The 16,583-nt window shown below is 67.5% G+C and carries 16 protein-coding genes; 5 read left to right on the forward strand and 11 right to left on the reverse strand.

All coding sequences use genetic code 11. The features are described 5' to 3' along the window. Window positions 1-217: 217 nt before the first annotated feature. The 8 genes from ACQR10_RS02180 to dnaK form a co-directional block, all read right to left on the reverse strand. Window positions 218-841 (reverse strand): 2,3-bisphosphoglycerate-dependent phosphoglycerate mutase, encoded by a 624-nt coding sequence (locus ACQR10_RS02180; RefSeq protein WP_434911772.1) that lies wholly within the window; start codon window positions 839-841, stop codon window positions 218-220. A gap of 24 nt (window positions 842-865) precedes the next feature. Further along, window positions 866-1,684 (reverse strand): 4-hydroxy-tetrahydrodipicolinate reductase, encoded by an 819-nt coding sequence (gene dapB, locus ACQR10_RS02185; protein ID WP_315805616.1) that lies wholly within the window; start codon window positions 1,682-1,684, stop codon window positions 866-868. 95 nt (window positions 1,685-1,779) lie between these two features. After that, window positions 1,780-2,082: a DUF1330 domain-containing protein gene (locus ACQR10_RS02190; RefSeq protein WP_172113622.1), complete on the reverse strand. Its 303-nt coding sequence runs from the start codon at window positions 2,080-2,082 to the stop codon at window positions 1,780-1,782. A 33-nt stretch (window positions 2,083-2,115) separates the two neighbouring features. Further along, window positions 2,116-2,847 (reverse strand): orotidine-5'-phosphate decarboxylase, encoded by a 732-nt coding sequence (gene pyrF, locus ACQR10_RS02195; protein ID WP_434911773.1) that lies wholly within the window; start codon window positions 2,845-2,847, stop codon window positions 2,116-2,118. Window positions 2,848-2,853: 6 nt separating this feature from the next. Then, complete coding sequence (locus ACQR10_RS02200) at window positions 2,854-3,432, reverse strand: NADPH-dependent FMN reductase (protein ID WP_434911774.1); 579 nt, start codon at window positions 3,430-3,432, stop codon at window positions 2,854-2,856. Window positions 3,433-3,477: 45 nt separating this feature from the next. Continuing rightward, window positions 3,478-4,080, reverse strand: coding sequence for a class I SAM-dependent methyltransferase (locus tag ACQR10_RS02205; RefSeq protein ID WP_315805613.1), 603 nt, complete (start codon window positions 4,078-4,080; stop codon window positions 3,478-3,480). A gap of 242 nt (window positions 4,081-4,322) precedes the next feature. After that, the gene (gene dnaJ / locus ACQR10_RS02210; RefSeq protein WP_315805612.1) at window positions 4,323-5,453 is read right to left on the reverse strand and encodes a molecular chaperone DnaJ; all 1,131 of its coding nucleotides are present in this window, start codon (window positions 5,451-5,453) and stop codon (window positions 4,323-4,325) included. A 143-nt stretch (window positions 5,454-5,596) separates the two neighbouring features. Then, window positions 5,597-7,492 carry a molecular chaperone DnaK gene (gene dnaK, locus ACQR10_RS02215; RefSeq protein WP_315805611.1) on the reverse strand — a complete coding sequence of 632 codons (1,896 nt, stop codon included), beginning with the start codon at window positions 7,490-7,492 and terminating at the stop codon, window positions 5,597-5,599. Window positions 7,493-7,846: 354 nt separating this feature from the next. On the opposite strand from dnaK, the gene ACQR10_RS02220 reads away from it, so the two are divergent. Both ACQR10_RS02220 and ACQR10_RS02225 read left to right on the forward strand, forming a co-directional pair. After that, the gene (locus tag ACQR10_RS02220) at window positions 7,847-9,355 is read left to right on the forward strand and encodes a hypothetical protein (RefSeq protein ID WP_315805610.1); all 1,509 of its coding nucleotides are present in this window, start codon (window positions 7,847-7,849) and stop codon (window positions 9,353-9,355) included. A 198-nt stretch (window positions 9,356-9,553) separates the two neighbouring features. Further along, complete coding sequence (locus ACQR10_RS02225) at window positions 9,554-10,489, forward strand: hypothetical protein (protein WP_315805609.1); 936 nt, start codon at window positions 9,554-9,556, stop codon at window positions 10,487-10,489. Window positions 10,490-10,644: 155 nt separating this feature from the next. Here the strand turns inward: ACQR10_RS02225 and grpE are convergent, their stop codons facing one another. Together grpE and hrcA are read right to left on the reverse strand one after the other, a co-directional pair. Further along, window positions 10,645-11,265: a nucleotide exchange factor GrpE gene (gene grpE, locus ACQR10_RS02230; protein ID WP_315805608.1), complete on the reverse strand. Its 621-nt coding sequence runs from the start codon at window positions 11,263-11,265 to the stop codon at window positions 10,645-10,647. A gap of 130 nt (window positions 11,266-11,395) precedes the next feature. Then, window positions 11,396-12,484 carry a heat-inducible transcriptional repressor HrcA gene (gene hrcA, locus ACQR10_RS02235; RefSeq protein WP_315805607.1) on the reverse strand — a complete coding sequence of 363 codons (1,089 nt, stop codon included), beginning with the start codon at window positions 12,482-12,484 and terminating at the stop codon, window positions 11,396-11,398. A gap of 174 nt (window positions 12,485-12,658) precedes the next feature. On the opposite strand from hrcA, the gene rph reads away from it, so the two are divergent. From rph to hemW, 3 genes are read left to right on the forward strand one after another with little or no spacing between them, the layout of a single operon-like run. Beyond that, entirely contained in the window at window positions 12,659-13,372 is a 714-nt protein-coding gene (gene rph, locus ACQR10_RS02240) for a ribonuclease PH (RefSeq protein WP_315716822.1), read from the forward strand. After that, window positions 13,369-14,013 (forward strand): RdgB/HAM1 family non-canonical purine NTP pyrophosphatase, encoded by a 645-nt coding sequence (gene rdgB, locus ACQR10_RS02245; protein ID WP_316215414.1) that lies wholly within the window; start codon window positions 13,369-13,371, stop codon window positions 14,011-14,013. Before rph ends, rdgB begins: the two co-directional genes overlap by 4 nt. Then, window positions 14,000-15,157, forward strand: coding sequence for a radical SAM family heme chaperone HemW (gene hemW / locus ACQR10_RS02250; RefSeq protein WP_316215415.1), 1,158 nt, complete (start codon window positions 14,000-14,002; stop codon window positions 15,155-15,157). The genes rdgB and hemW overlap by 14 nt, the downstream gene beginning before the upstream one ends. A 13-nt stretch (window positions 15,158-15,170) precedes the next feature. Here hemW and ACQR10_RS02255 read toward each other — a convergent pair whose 3' ends face one another. Continuing rightward, complete coding sequence (locus ACQR10_RS02255) at window positions 15,171-16,379, reverse strand: penicillin-binding protein activator (RefSeq protein WP_316183022.1); 1,209 nt, start codon at window positions 16,377-16,379, stop codon at window positions 15,171-15,173. Window positions 16,380-16,583 lie beyond the last annotated feature (204 nt).

Below are 16,583 nucleotides of genomic sequence, written 5' to 3' on the forward strand. Positions count from 1 at the left end.
GGCACGCGTCCGCGAACCGCGATCTGAGTGGCCGGTCGCGGTTAGGTCACTCAGACCGTCATGGCCGGGCTTGACCCGGCCATCCAGCTTCTTTGAAAACAGTCGATCGAAGGGGATGGATGCCCGGGCCTTCGCCGCGCCGAAGCGGCTTCGGCCGCGCAGGCGGGTCAAGCCCGGGCATGACGAGCTGATTAGCTCGCTTAGCCTGCGTGCTCGATCAGCCCGCCAGGTCCAGCTTCGACTCCACGGTCGAATCCGCGTTGAGCCGGTAGATGATCGGCACGCCGGTGGCGAGCTCGCGCTTCAGGATGCCTTCCGGGGAGAGCTTCTCCAGCACCATGATCAAAGCGCGGAGCGAGTTGCCGTGGGCGGCGACGAGGGTGCGCTGGCCGCGGAGGACGCCCGGGAGGATCTCCTGGACGTAGTAGGGCAGCGCGCGGGCCAGCGTGTCCTTGAGGCTTTCGCCGCCGGGCGGCGGCACGTCGTAGGAGCGGCGCCAGATGTGGACCTGCTCCTCGCCCCATCTGGCGCGGGCGTCGTCCTTGTTGAGGCCCGAGAGGTCGCCATAGTCGCGCTCGTTGAGCGCGAGATTCTTACTTGTCGGCAGGCCGGTCTGGCCGAGCTCGGTCAGGATCAGGTCGAGCGTGTGCTGGGCGCGCGTCAGCACCGAGGTGAACGCAACGTCGAAGACGAGCCCCTGCGCCTTCAGCTTGCGCCCGGCCTCCCTGGCCTCGGCCACGCCCTGCTCGGTCAGGTCCGGATCCTTCCAGCCGGTGAACAGGTTCTTCAGATTCCACTCGCTCTGGCCGTGGCGCACCAGCACCAGGAGACGTTCGCTCATCAGTTCGCTTCCATCGACGTTGAACTAGAACAGATCCTTGAGGCCGAGCACGTCGTCCATCGTGTAGTAGCCCGGCGGCTTGCCATGCGCCCACAGCGCCGCCTTCAGCGCGCCATGGGCGAAGATCATGCGGTCCTCGGCCTGGTGCGACAGCACCAGCCGCTCCGAGGGACCGGCGAAGATGACGCTGTGATCGCCGGCGGCGGTGCCGCCGCGCAGCGAGGCGAAGCCGATGTCGCCAGCGCGGCGCTCGCCGGTGATGCCGTCGCGGCCGCGAGCAGAGTGCTGGTCGAGCGGGATGCCGCGGCCGTCGGCAGCCGCACGTCCCAGCATCAGCGCGGTGCCGGAGGGCGCGTCGACCTTGTGCTTGTGATGCATCTCGAGGATCTCGATGTCGAAGCCGGCGTCGAGCGACTTCGCCACCTGCCTGACCAGCGCCGCCAGCAGGTTGACGCCGAGGCTCATATTGCCGGACTGCACGACGATGGCGCGCTTGGTGACGCTCTTGATGACGGCGTCGTCCGACGACGACAGGCCGGTGGTGCCGACGACGTGGACGATGCCGCGCTCGGCGGCGATGGCGACGTTGGCGATGGTCGCGGCCGGGACGGTGAAATCGAGGATGCCGTCGGCCTCGGCGGACATGGTCCAGAGGTCGCCCGACAGCTTGATGCCGTTGGCAGGCAGGCCGGCGAGGGCGCCGGAGTCCTTGCCGATCAGCTCCGAGCCGGGGGCTTCGAGCGCACCCGCCAGCACGGCGCCGTCGGTCTCGGCGATTGCACGCACCAGGGCGCGGCCCATGCGGCCGCCAGCTCCGGCAACGATCAAGCGCATCTTGGACATCTCAGCTCCTCCGCTCCTTCAAGGGCTATAGCCGGGGCCGATGGCGGCGGCAACCGAGCGAGGCCAGGTCGCGCGTGGTGTGGGGCGGGCGGCGATCAGGGCTGCGGGCCGTCATAGCCCTCGATGATCACCAGATCGCCTTGCGAATGCGGCGCACGCATTGCCACGAGCCGCTGGTATTCGGGAGAATTGTAGCACGCCAGCGCGGTCGCATAGTCCTTGAACTCGATCACGACGTTGCGCGAGCGCGAGGTGCCTTCCCTGGTCTCGTACTGGCCGCCGCGGACCAGGAACTTGGCGCCATACTGGTGGAACACCGCGCCGTTCTGCGCGACGTATTCCTTGTAGCCATCCATGTTATGCACGTCGATCCGCGCGATCCAATAGGCCTTGGGCATCCCTGTCGTCTCCTTGCTCTCGTTCGCTCTTGCTTAAGCTCGGTTGCTCTTGCCGACCAGCGCGACCGCGCCGACGATGTCGGCGACGATGCTCTCGGCGGCCGCCGCCGGATCGGCCGCGCCGGTGACGGGACGCCCGACGACGAGGCGGTCGGCGCCGCCGGCGATCGCCAGGGCCGGGGTCATGATGCGCTTCTGGTCGCCAACGTCGGATCCCGCCGGGCGGATCCCGGGGGTCACGAGCTGCATGTCAGGCCCGACCAGCGGACGCACCAGCGCCGTTTCCTCGGGCGACAGGATCAGGCCGTGGATGCCGATCTCCTTGGCCTGCACGGCGCGCCTGGCGACGAGCTCCTTGACGCCCATGGCGTAGCCGGCGGCGGCGAGGTCGGCATCATCGTAGGACGTCATCACGGTGACGGCGAGCAGCTCGAGGCTGGAGCCGGCGGCGCCGGCGAGCGCCGCTCGCATGCTCTGCGAGAAGCCATGCACGGTAAGGAAACGGGCGCCGAGCCGGGCGATCTGCCTCGTGGCGCGCTCGACCGTGGTCGGAATGTCGTGCAGCTTGAGGTCCATGAAGACGTGCTTGCCCTCGGCCGCGAGGCGCCCGGCGAGGCCGAGGCCGCCGGCATAGGTCAGCTCCATGCCGATCTTGTAGAACGTCACGGCTTCGCCCAGCCTGGCGATCATCGCCTCGGCCTCGGCCACGCCGGGCAGGTCGAGCGCCACGATCAGGCGGTCGCGCGGAGCAATCTCGGTCGGCATGTCACCTCACATCGTATGTTGCGCTGTTGCGATCAGCTCCCGCACCAGCGCGTCGAGCGCGGTGACGTCAGCGGGCAGTTTGAGCCGGTCCATGTCGTTGTAGGCCTTGTCGGCGAAGGCCAGCGCGAGCTGGCTTGGGATCACCGTCGCATTGCAGGCGGTCAGCACCAGCCGCAAGGCGGCGAGCGCGCGGATGCCGCCGAAGCGGTTCTCGGAAGCGGCGGCGATCGCGAAAGGCCGGCTGCGAAACACCGCGCCGCGGCTGCCGGGCGGCTCGTCGACGCGCGAGATCCAGGTGATGGCGTTGGTCAGCAGCGGCGGCACCGAGGCGTTGTATTCCGGAGTCACCAGCAGCACGGCATGATGGACGCCGATCATGCGCGTCAGATTCACGGCGTGATGCGGCATGCCCGATTGCGCCTCGAGGTCGGCGTCGTAGATCGGCAGCGGGAAGTCAGCGAGCGAGATACGGGTGATGTCGGCGCCAGCCTGCACGAACTGATAGGCGGCGGCCGCGGCGAGCTTCGCGTTGTGCGAGCCGGCCCGGGTCGAGCCGGGAATGATGAGGATCTTCAGCGCGGACATCGTGAGGTCGGTCAGCGACCCGCCACGAAGGATCGCGGCCGCCGGTCAGGGCTTGCGATACACCCAGACGCGCGCCGGCGGAAGGTTCATCCAGATGCGCTCGGAGGCCTGCGTGGTGACGCCGGGCAGCGACTTCGGAATCGGCGGCACGACGGAATAGGTGAACTGCACGAACGGCGCATTCGGCGACATCGCCGCGAACGCGTCGCGGATCAGCTTCATGCGGGTCAGCATCGGCTTGGTCACGAGCGGCAGGCCGGAGACGACGGCCGCGGCAGGGGCGCTGAGCACGTTCCAGAGCGTGTCGCGGAGGCGATAGGCGTCGCCCTGGACCACCTTGGCCTGCGGGTAGCGGTCGCGCAGCAACGCGCAGAAGCCCGGATTGTACTCGACCAGCACGAGCCGCTTCTGATCGACCCCGCGCTCGACCAGCGCGTTGGTGATCGCGCCGGTGCCCGGTCCGAGCTCGATGACAGGGCCTGTGCCGTGCGGATCGACGTACTGCGCCATGGTCCGCGCCAGCAGCCGGCCCGACGGCATGACGGCGCCCATATGCAGCGGCTTTTCGATCCATGAGCGGAGGAAGCGCACTTCGTCGTCCAGACGGAGAGGCTTTTTCGACGCACGCACGGACGTTTGCAGGGGCATCTCGGTACCAGACGGGACCGCTTTCACGGCGATGTCAGAAAAGAGTCACAAAGACGTATAGGGCGCAGGCGGGACGGTCAAGCCGAACCGTAACGTACGATTAAGGCTGGCGGGTCCGCGCTCTTACAGTTGCATTCGATAATTTTTTGCATGTGCAGAGCAGCAAATTCGCTCGACCTCTGAATCTGAATCCCGAAATCATTCGGCGAAACCACGAGGCCGTGCTTGCTTGAACTCACGGCTCAGCTCGCCGCCTTGCCGAAGAAGTCCTTCACCTTGGTGAAGAAGCCGGCCGCCTCGGGCTGGGTCGCTCCGGACGACAGCTTCTCGAACTCGGCCAGCAGCTCCTGCTGCTTCTTGGTCAGGTTCTGCGGCGTCTCGACCACGATCTGGACATACATGTCGCCGGTCTGGCGCGAGCGCAGCACCGGCATGCCCTTGGCCGCGATCCGGAACCGGCGCCCGGACTGCGCTCCGGCGGGAATCTTGACCTTGGTCTTGCCCTTGTCGATCGTCGGCACCTCGAACTCGCCGCCGAGCGCCGCCGTCACCATCGAGATTGGCACGCGGCAGTGCAGGTCGGCGCCGTCGCGCTGGAAGAACTCGTGGGCCGTCAGCGACAGGAAGATGTAGAGATCGCCGGGCGGTCCGCCGCGCAGGCCGGCTTCGCCCTCGCCGGCGAGACGGATGCGGGTGCCGTCCTCGACGCCCTGGGGAATGTTGACGGACAGCGTGCGGTCACGGGTGACGCGGCCGGAGCCGGAGCAGGACGGACAGGGGTCCTCGATCATCTGGCCACGGCCATGACAGCCGGGGCAGGTGCGCTCCAGGGTGAAGAAGCCCTGCGCCTGCCGGACGCGGCCGGCGCCGCCGCACATCGCGCAGGTCTTCGGCTTGGTGCCGGCCTTGGCACCGGTGCCGGAGCAGGACTCGCAGGTCACCGAGACCGGAATCTCGATCTGAGCGGTCTTGCCCTGGAACGCCTCTTCCAGGGTGATTTCCATGTTGTAGCGCAGGTCGGCGCCGCGCTCGCGCCCCGTGCCGCCGCGCCGCTGGCCGGCCATGCCGAACAGGTCTTCGAAGATGTCGGAGAACGAGGAGGCAAAGCCGGCGCCGAAGCCGTGCGCGCCGCCCATGCCGCCCTGCTCGAAGGCGGCGTGGCCATAGCGGTCGTAGGCGGCGCGCTTGTCGGCGTCGCGCAGCACCTCATAGGCCTCGTTGATTTCCTTGAATTTCACTTCGCTGGAGGCATCGCCCGGATTCTTGTCCGGATGCCACTTCATGGCCAGCTTGCGGAAGGCGGCCTTGAGCTTGCCCTCGTCGGCGTCGCGTTCGACTTCCAGGGTCTCGTAGTAGCAGCGCTTGGTGGACATCAATCAAACCCGCCCGAACTTCGCCCAACAGGAACGGCTGGCGCGATCGCCGCGCGTTCCGGGTCAATGAAAATGACCCCCATCCAACGAGCCGCTGAAAGCGCTCTTTGGCATGGGGGTCATGGTCATTACCTCTGCCTCAGTTAAGCAGATTTCTTCTTGTCGTCGTCGACCTCGGTGAACTCCGCGTCGACGACGTCATCCTTGGCGGCGTCGCGGGCCGCGTCGCTCTCGGCCTGCTGCTTGTACATCGCCTCGCCGAGCTTCATCGACGCCTGGGCCAGGGTGTTGGTCTTGGCCTTGATCGCCTCGGCATCGTCGCCCTTCAGCGCTTCCTTGAGGTCGCTGACGGCATCCTCAATGGCGCGACGCTCGGTGTCGGCGACCTTCGAGCCATGCTCGGCCAGCGCCTTCTCGGTGGAATGCACCAGCGCGTCGGCATGGTTCTTGGCGTCGACCGCCTCGCGGCGCTTCTTGTCCGCCGCGGCATTCGCCTCGGCGTCCTTGACCATCTTGTCGATGTCGGCTTCCGACAGACCACCCGAGGCCTGGATGCGGATCTGCTGCTCCTTGCCGGTGGCCTTGTCCTTGGCCGACACGTTGACGATGCCGTTGGCGTCGATGTCGAACGTCACCTCGATCTGCGGCATGCCGCGCGGGGCCGGCGGAATGCCCATCAGGTCGAACTGGCCGAGCATCTTGTTGTCGGCCGCCATCTCGCGCTCACCCTGGAAGACCCGGATGGTGACCGCGTTCTGATTGTCCTCGGCGGTCGAGAACACCTGGCTCTTCTTGGTCGGGATCGTGGTGTTGCGGTCGATGATGCGGGTGAACACGCCGCCCAGGGTCTCGATGCCCAGGGACAGCGGGGTCACGTCGAGCAGCAGCACGTCCTTGACGTCGCCCTGCAGCACGCCGGCCTGGATCGCGGCACCGATCGCCACCACCTCGTCGGGGTTGACGCCCTTGTGCGGCTCCTTGCCGAAGAACTGCTTCACCATCTCCTGGATCTTCGGCATGCGGGTCATGCCGCCGACCAGCACCACTTCGCCGATCTCGCCGGCGGTCAGGCCGGCATCCTTCAGCGCCTTGCGGCACGGCTCGATGGTCTTCTCGACGAGGTCGGCCACCAGCGCCTCGAACTTGGCGCGGGTCAGCTTCATCGTCAGATGCTTCGGACCGGACTGGTCCGCGGTGATGAAGGGCAGGTTGATCTCGGTCTGCGTGGTCGACGACAGCTCGATCTTGGCCTTCTCGGCAGCTTCCTTCAGGCGCTGCAGAGCGAGCTTGTCGTTGCGCAGGTTGATGCCCTGCTCCTTCTGGAATTCGTCGGCGAGGTAGCTGACCAGACGCATGTCGAAGTCTTCACCGCCGAGGAAGGTGTCGCCATTGGTCGACTTCACCTCGAACACGCCGTCGCCGATCTCCAGGATCGAGACGTCGAAGGTGCCGCCGCCGAGGTCGTACACGGCGATCGTGCCGGCCTTGGTCTTGTCGAGGCCGTAGGCGAGCGCCGCCGCGGTCGGCTCGTTGATGATGCGCAGAACCTCGAGGCCCGCGATCTTGCCGGCGTCCTTGGTGGCCTGACGCTGGGCGTCGTTGAAATAAGCGGGGACGGTGATGACGGCCTGGTCGACCTTCTGGCCGAGATGGGCTTCCGCGGTCTCCTTCATCTTCTGCAGGATGAAGGCGGAGACCTGCGAGGGCGAATAGGTCTTGCCGTCGGCCTCGACCCAGGCGTCGCCGTTGCCGGCCTTGACGATCTTGTAGGGGACGAGCTTCTTGTCCTTCTCGACCATCGGGTCATCGTAGCGGCGGCCGATGAGGCGCTTGACCGCAAAGAAGGTGCGCTCGGGGTTGGTCACGGCCTGGCGCTTGGCCGGCTGACCGACCAGACGTTCGCCGTCGTCACTGAAGGCAACGATCGACGGCGTGGTGCGCATGCCCTCGGCGTTCTCGATGACCTTCGACGTTTTGCCGTCCATAACGGCCACACACGAATTCGTGGTGCCGAGATCGATCCCGATGACCTTTCCCATGGTCTCATATCCTTCTTTTTGCGGCAGGTTGGGTGGGGCCCTGACGGCGCCCCCATCCAAAACCCCCTCAGATCAAATGCTCGCGATATTGCGACGATGAGCGTCATATAGGAGGGGGGGAGTGGCCCGCAAGGACCGGACCAGGGGTTCGACCCCACGAAAATCACGGCCCTCGCCGAACGACCTCGCGGACTCATCAAGAAGGGCCAATCGACCTTGGCAGCGCCCTAAACGGGAGGGTGCGGTCGCGGGCAGGGAGCAACGAATCCGGTACTCCGGATCTGCCCCGATGGCCGAAATGCGTTGTTAACCCACGGGCCCTAGCCTGCCGCACTCCTGGGACGGGAATGAGGCATGGTCATCGACACCGATTGGGGCTTTCCGCAGCGTGCGCGCGAAGCCGGCCAGGCCACGTTCCCCGGACTGCTGATCTGCGCCATCGTGGTTGCAGCGGCGTGGCTGCGATACACCCTTCCCCTCAATGTCGATGTCAGCTGGTGGCTCCTCGTCAGCGAGCGCATGCTCGATGGCCAGCGGCTCTACGTCGACATCCTCGAGACCAATCCGCCGATGGCCGGATCGGTCTATCTGCTGGCCGTCGCGCTGGCGCGTGCGATCCATCTCAGGCCCGAATTGGCGACGAACATCCTGATCTTCGCGCTGGCCGCGGCATCCCTGACGCTGGTGTGGCTGGTGCTGCGGACATCGGCGCTGCGCCATCGCCTCGCCGACGGTTGGCTGGCGGCGTGGACGGCCGCCCTGCTCCTGATCGCGCCGATGTATGATTTCGGCCAGCGGGAACACCTGGCCCTGATCACGATCCTGCCGGCGATCGCGGTGTACATCCTGCGCGCCAGGGGCGAGCGGGTGGGCCCGGCCGCCGTGCTCATCGCCGGGCTCAGCGCCGGCCTCACGATGAGCTTCAAGCCCTATTTCGCCTTCAGCGCCGGCTTCTGCATTCTCGCCGCCGCCGCGCAGGCGCGCGACTGGCGCGTGCTGTTCGCGCTGGAGAACTGGATCGCCGCGGCGCTGGTGCTGCTCAACGCGGCCTGTATCTACCTGTTCTTTCCCGAATATTTCACGCTCATCTATCCGCTGGTCCGCGACGTCTATCTGCTCCTGAAGGCGCCGGTGCCGACCATCCTCGTGACCCTGCCGATGGGCCTGTGGCTTGCCGCAGCGATCACCATTCTCCTCCTCCAACGCCGGCAGCACGCGCGCGACGCGGCGTCTTTCACCACGCTGGCCGGATCGCTCGGATTCCTGGTGTCGTTCGTCGCGCAGCAGAAGGGCTGGGGCTATCACGCCTATCCCATGGTCGCGCTGGCGTTGCTCGCCGCCGGCCTCGCCGCGTCGGCGATCGACACCCGCCGCGACATGCGGCGCTGGCCGCAGGTCGCCACCGCTCTCGCCGGCGCCGTGCTGTTCGTGCAGACCTGCTTCTGGTTCAATGGCAGCGTCGACGTCCGGCAGATCGAAGCCCAGGTGGCGCGACTCGGGCCGCGACCGAGCATGCTGGTGCTCAGCGCGGCCGCGGTCATCGGCCACCCGATGGTGCGGACCCTCGGTGGCACCTGGATCTCGCGCCAGGAGGCGTTCTGGGTCCGGGAAATCGTCCGCCGATCGCAACAGGACGGAACCATCGATTCACAGACGGCGCAGCGGCTCGCGCCCTATGTGGAACGCGAACGCGCCGGGATCATCGCCGACTTCCGGAAGCAGCCGCCCGACGTCGTCCTGATCGACAATCAGAACAGCGACTGGGGCGATTGGGCGCGTTCCGACCCCGAGCTCAGGGCCCTGCTCGCGCCCTATGTGCTGGTACAGACCGTCGACGGCGTCGAAATCCTGAAGCGCGGCTAGCGCTGCACCATCCTGAATCCGCCTTTTGAGGCAAAATGTGCCCCGCCGGAGCGCGCCGACCGCCGCAGGCGATCAAAACCGCGCGCCCGGCCTGTTGCGGGGGGCGCAAAGCCGCTAAAAGCGTGCCCGCCGAAGACCACGCTGGCGAGGACCCCCGACCGCCTCGGCGCGCGGCCCCGGTCAACGAGGCAATGTTTGATGATGATCGTTCGACTCTTCACCGCGGCCACCCTGCTGATCTCGCTGCTGCACCCCGCATGGGCCACTGACGCCGTATTTCCGCCCGGCGTCCGCATCGGGCTCGCGCCGCTGGTCGGGCTCGCCAAGGCCAAGACGTTCTCCGGCTTCGAAACCGAGGACCAGAGCGTGAAGGTGCTGCTGACCGAACTGCCCGCCGCCGCCTATGGCGAGGTGAAGAACGCGTTTACCGCCAATCCCGCCGGGACAGGCAGCGTCAAGCCGGAGAGCATCGAGACCGCCGCCGGCACCGCCTACTATACCGTCGAGAACGGCCGCGATGGCAACACGCCGGTGCGGCGCTACTCGATGATCCTGCCCGGCAACGGCTTCTCCGGCTACGTGGCCGTGCAGATCCCGGAGACCGCGAGCCGGATCTACACCGACGATGCCGTGCGCCAGATGTTCGCCTCCGCCGTCGTCCGCAAGGACGTTCCGGTCGACGAGCAGCTCGCGATGATGCCGTTCAAGGTCACCGACCTCTCCGGGTTCAAGACCATCCGCACGCTCGGGCCGGGCGCCCTGATCCTCGCCGACGGCGAGGAGGACAAGGGATTCGAGGCCGCGCCCTTCGTGGTGATCGGGCTGGTGGCCGGCGTGGCCCCGGAGGCGGGCGACCGCGCGCGCGTGGCGCAGCAGGCGGCCACCACCATTCCGGGCGTCCGCGAAGCGCGCATCACGATGTCCGAGCCGATCCGCATCGACGGCCAGCCGGCCTATGAGACCCGGATCGACGCCACCAGCGGCAAGGACAATACGCCGGTGACGGTGGTGCAGTGGCTGCGCTTCGGCGGGCCGAACACGTTGCGGATCATCGGCAGCGCGCCGCGCGACCAGTGGTCGGCGGCCTTCCCGCGGTTCCGTGCCGTCCGCGACGGCATCCAGCCAAGAGGCTGAGACCAGCCCGGCATCGGACGGCGTGATCACGCCGGCTGCTCGCCGCGAGACGAACTACAAGGTCGCGCCGACAAACAAGAAGCCACGGGCATCGCTGCCCGTGGCTTCTTCGTTCGACAACAGGACGGCCGCAGAACGCGTGCCCGTGCTCGCCGTCAGGCGGCGCTGTTCGACTGATCGTTGCTCGCCGCGGGCGCCGCCTTGGCGCCGCCCTTGGACACGCCGACCAGGGCGGGGCGCAGCACGCGCTCGCCGATCATAAAGCCGGCCTGCACGACCTGCACCACCGTGCCGGACGGCACCGACGGATCCGGCACCTCGTACATCGCCTGCTGGAAATTGGGGTCGAACTTCTGTCCGGTCGGATCGAACTTCTTGACGCCGTTCTTCTCCAGCGTGTTGAGCAGCGAGCGCTCGGTGAGCTCGACGCCCTCGATCAGCGACTTCAGGCCCGCATCGGCATTGTCGCGCGTCTCCGCCGGCACGGCATCGAGCGCGCGCTGCAGATTGTCGGCGATGTCGAGCACGTCACGGGCGAAGCCGGTGATGCCGTACATGCGCGCATCGGCGACCTCGCGGGCGGTCCGCTTGCGCAGATTCTCCATCTCCGCCAGCGTGCGCAGCATCTTGTCGCGCGCGTCGGCCGCCTCCTTGGCAAGGGCCTCTGCCGAGCCGGCCTCGGGATCATCGGGCATGATGTAGGGCTTGGAGACGACGGGTTCGCTGGCCTGCGCCGGGTTTTCCGGATCATTCTTATGCAGGTCGGGATCGGTCATGGACAGACTCGCAAGTTCGGCTGACGGGTTTGGGGATATGGGGCGGGATATCGTGCTTTGAGCGTCGAAAATCAAGCGCAGCCTGACCGGCCCGCCGGAGACGCCGTCCGCGGATTAACCATCTCACGCATCAGCCACCCAGCAGCCGGCTGACCAGGCGCGCGGCATAATCGACCGTCGGAATCACCCGGGCATAGTTGAGCCGGGTCGGACCGATGACGCCGAGCACACCGACGATGCGGCCCGTGGCGTCGGAATAGGGCGACACGATCGTCGACGAGCCCGACAGCGAGAACAGCTTGTTCTCCGAGCCGATGAAGATGCGGACACCTTCCGCGCTCTCCGCGCGCCCGAGCAGATCGACGACGCCGCGCTTGGTTTCGAGATCGTCGAACAGCCGCCGGACACGCTCGAGATCTTCGAGCGCATGCAGGTCCTCGAGCAGGTTGGCGTGGCCGCGCACGATGAGCTGCCGCTCGTCGCTGTCGCCGCCGGACCAGCTCGCGACGCCGGCGGCGATCACCTTCTGCGTCAGCTGGTCGAGCTCGGCACGGTCGTGCGCCAGCGCGGTCTCAAGTTCGAGCCGCGCTTCCGCCAGCGTCCGCCCTCTGATCCGGGCGTTGAGGAAATTGGACGCCTCGGTCAATGCCGAGGACGGCACGCCCGGCGGCAGGGTCAGGACCCGGTTCTCGACCTGTCCTTCCTCGCCGACCAGAACGACGAGCGCGCGCTCGGGCTCGAGCCTGACGAACTCGATGTGCTTCAGCCGGGTGTTGGATTTGGCGGTCAGAACCACGGCGGCGGCACGGGTCAGACCCGACAGCCGGGTCAGCGCTTCATCCAGCGCCGCCTCGACCGATTGCGCCCGGCCGACGGCCGCGAGCTGGCTCTGGATCGACTGCCGCTCGGCCTCCGTCATGTCGCCGACCTGCATCAGGGCGTCGACGAAGAAGCGCAGGCCGGCTTCGGTTGGCAGCCGGCCGGCCGAGGTGTGCGGCGCGTAGATCAGGCCGAGCTGCTCGAGATCGGCCATGACGTTGCGCACAGAGGCCGGCGACAGCGGAACCGCGATCAGCCGCGAAATGTTGCGCGAGCCGACCGGCTCGCCGGTCGCCAGATAGCTTTCGACGATCTGCCGGAAGATCTCGCGCGAGCGCTCGTTCAGCTGCGCCAGACCGGCCGGCGGTGTCATCAGGTTGATCGGATCGTGGTGGGCCACCAGATGCACTCCTCCCAGCTGCCTATAATGTGTCCATGCGGCGGCTCGGTGGCAAGCCGGTCATGAGGAGGGGGCTCCGGGAGCGACGGACCCTTGATAAACCCTTGCCGCTGCCGGTCGCGGCTCCTACAAGGCCGTCAAACACCCTCTTTCGCCTCTTTCACGGAGAGAATCATGCGGCCGAGCCGCCGTGCACCGGATGAACTGCGGGCCGTGAGCCTGGAACGCGGCGTCGTCAAATACGCCGAGGGCTCGTGCCTGGTGAAGTTCGGCGACACCCATGTGCTGGTCACCGCCACGCTCGAGGACCGGCTGCCGCCCTGGCTCAAGGGCCAGGGACGCGGCTGGATCACCGCCGAATACGGCATGCTGCCACGCGCCACGCTGGAGCGAACCCGGCGCGAGGCCTCCGCCGGCAAGCAGACCGGCCGCACCGTCGAGATCCAGCGCCTGATCGGCCGCTCGCTGCGCACCGCGATCGACCTGGAAGCGCTCGGCGAGCGCCAGATCACGGTGGACTGCGACGTGCTGCAGGCCGATGGCGGCACGCGCACGGCGTCGATCACCGGCGCCTGGGTCGCGCTGGCCGACTGCATCAAGTGGATGAAGTCGCGCAACATGATCAAGACCGAGGTGCTGCGCGCCAACGTCGCCGCGATCTCCTGCGGCATCTACAACGGCACGCCGGTGCTCGATCTCGACTACGCTGAGGATTCCGAGGCGGAGACCGATGCCAATTTCGTCATGACCGGCGACGGCCGCATCATCGAGGTGCAGGGCACGGCGGAGAAGACGCCGTTCACGGAGGCCGAGTTCCTGGCGCTGATGGCGCTCGCCCGCAAGGGCGTCGCGCGGCTGGTCGACCTGCAGAAGATGGCGGTCGCGTGAACGGTCCGCACCGCAGGCTCACCGGTCGCATCGTCATCGCGACCCACAATCCCGGCAAGCTTGCCGAGATGCGCGAGCTGCTCGCCCCCCATGGCGTCGAGGCGGTGTCGGCCGGCGATCTCGGCCTGGGCGAGCCGGACGAGACCGGCGAGACCTTCCAGGCCAACGCCCGCATCAAGGCGGTCGCCGCGGCCGAGGCCGCGCAGCTTCCGGCCTTTGCCGACGATTCCGGCATCGTGGTTCACGCCCTCGACGGTGCGCCGGGGATCTATTCGGCGCGCTGGGCCGGACCGGACAAGGATTTCACCGGCGCGATGACGCGGATCGAGCGCCTGCTGCAGGAGCGCGGCGCCGCGGGTGCCGACCAGCGCGGCGCTCATTTCGTTTCGGCGCTGTGCGTGGCATGGCCGGACGGCCATGTCGAGGAGGTCGAGGCGCGGGTCGACGGCACGCTGGTCTGGCCGCCGCGCGGCACGGCCGGCTTCGGCTACGACCCGATGTTCCTGCCAGAAGGGCACGATCGCACGTTCGGCGAGATGACCAGCATCGAGAAGCACGGCCTGCCGCCGCTCGGCCTCGGCCTGTCGCACCGGGCGCGCGCCTTCGTGAAGCTCGCGGAGATCTGCCTTGACCAGCGCTGACAGCGAAGCGTTCGGCGTCTATGTGCACTGGCCGTTCTGCCTGTCGAAATGTCCGTATTGCGACTTCAACAGTCATGTCCGGCATGCCGCCATCGACCAGGACCGCTACGCCCGCGCCTTCGCGCAGGAGATCGCGACCACCGCCGCCCGCATCGGGCCGCGCACCGTCAGCTCGATCTTTCTCGGCGGGGGCACGCCGTCGCTGATGCAGCCGCAGACCGTCGGCGCGATCCTCGATGCGATCGGAAAGCACTGGCATGTCGCCGGTGACGTCGAGGTGTCGCTGGAAGCCAATCCGACCAGCGTCGAGGCGACGCGTTTTGCGGGCTATCGCGCCGCCGGCGTCAACCGCGTCTCGCTCGGCGTCCAGGCGATGGATGATGCGTCGCTCAAGATGCTGGGCCGCCTGCACACCGCCGAAGAGGCGATGAAGGCGGTCTCGATCGCGCGCCATGCGTTCGAGCGCTACTCGTTCGATCTGATCTATGCGCGGCCAGACCAGACGCCGGCGATGTGGACCGAGGAGCTGACGCGCGCGATCGGCGAGGCGGCCGAGCATTTGTCGCTGTATCAACTGACGATCGAGGAAGGCACGCCGTTCTTCGGCCTGCATGCCGCGGGCAAGCTCAAGACGCCGGATGAAGGCCTGGCGCGCATCTTGTACGACGTCACGCAGGAGATCTGCGGCCGTCACGGACTGCCAGCCTACGAAATCTCCAACCATGCCCGCCCGGGCGCGGAGTGCCGGCACAATCTGATCTATTGGCGCGGCCAGGAATACGCCGGCGTCGGTCCCGGCGCCCATGGCCGGCTCGACATCGGCGGCATCAGGCACGCCACAGCAACCGACAAGCGGCCCGAGGCCTGGCTGATGCGGGTCGAGTCGAACGGTCACGGTGTGATGACCGACGACGAGCTCAACCGCGAGGAGCGCGCCGACGAATTCCTGCTGATGGGACTGCGACTGGCCGAGGGCATCGACCCGCAGCGCTACGCGAGGATCTCCGGCCGCACGCTCGATCCGCGCCGCATCGCGCTGCTGCGCGAGGAGGGCGCCATCGCAGTCGATCCGGATGGACGGCTGCGCGTGACCCAGGACGGCTTTCCGGTGCTCGACGCGGTCGTCGCTGACCTCGCCGCCTGAGGAGCGCTGCGACTCACGTCGCGCTGAAGCTTTTCGGCGCGCCGGCGACCGCCTGTCCGCCACCCGAACCGACGCGCATCACCGCAAGCCCGCGCTCATTGGTGCCGTCGCTGCGGAACCGGAACAGGCCGTCGATGCCGGCGAAGCCGGAGGCATTGGTCAGGACATCGGGCGCGAAACGCTGGTTGCCCTGGGTGCGCGCCAGCGCGGCCACGAGCGCCACCGCATCATAGGCGAGGGTCGCGGTGCGTACGGGATCGCCGCCGAATCGCGTCCGGTAGCGTCCGGCGAAAGCGCGGAAGCCGGACGGATCCGGCGCGGCATAGAGGCCGCCCTGCAGGCTGGCGCTGGCATAGACGCGCGGATTGTCCCACAGCCCGGTGCCGAGCAGCTGGATGTTGCGCAGATTGGCGCCGGCAGCGGTCAGCGCATCGGCCGTCGCCGCGACCGATTCGCCGTCGTCGGCCAGCAGCAGCGCATCGGCGCCGCCGAGCGCCTGCGCCACCGTGCGCGCCGGCCCGGTGCGGTCGCCGGAATATTTCTCGAATGCCACGATGCGTCCGCCGCGGCGGCTGACCGCAGTCTTGAACGCCCCCTCGACGACGGTGCCATAGGCATTGTCGGGCAGCAGCGCCGCGAACGAGCGTTTGCCGACGCTGGCGGAATATTCGACGATGCGGCTCGCATCGGACTCCGGCAGGAAGCTGAGCAGATAGACGCCGCGCCCCGCCACGCTCGAATCCGTCGAGAAGGCGATGACCGAGATGTTGCGCGTGCGCGCCACCTGGGCCGTCGCCGGCACCGAGCCGGCGAACAGCGGGCCGAGGATGATCTCGGCGCCTTCGTCGCAGGCCTGTTGCGCGCCCTGCTGCGCGCCTTGCGGGCTGCCGGCGTCATCCTTGATCAGGAGCTGGATGTTGGGGTTCTGAAACTCGGCCAGCGCCATCTCGGCCGCGTTCTTCATCGATTGCGCGGCGACGCCGGCATTGCCCGACGCCGACAGCGGCAGAATCAGCCCGACCTTGACCTGGCCGTTGCCGGCCACCGCCGGCTGCTGCGGCGGTCCGGCCGGCGCCGTCGGCTGCTCGAACGGGTTGAAGCCCTGCTGCACGTTGGAGCACGCCGACAGCAGCGGCGCGCCGACGATCAGGCCCAGCGCCGTTCGCCGGGCGACCCCATGGGGTCCCGGACCGAGAGAGTTGGGATGACGCGGGCCCACCATGGCATCTCTTCGTTCGGCCGAGACCGGCCAGAAGTTCCCCAAACGCACGTCCGCAAGGCCGTGCCGATTCACTCATATTGTCGACGAATAGTTAAGCAAAACAAAAGGCTGTCAGCGCCACACCGCCGATCAATTCGACGTTTTGCACGGCCTATCCCCTGCTCGTCCACACCCCCATCGATGTGCCGTTTCGGACTTGAATCG

It is taken from the genome of Bradyrhizobium sp. HKCCYLRH2060 (assembly GCF_051168135.1).
Classification (GTDB): Bacteria; Pseudomonadota; Alphaproteobacteria; order Rhizobiales; family Xanthobacteraceae; genus Bradyrhizobium.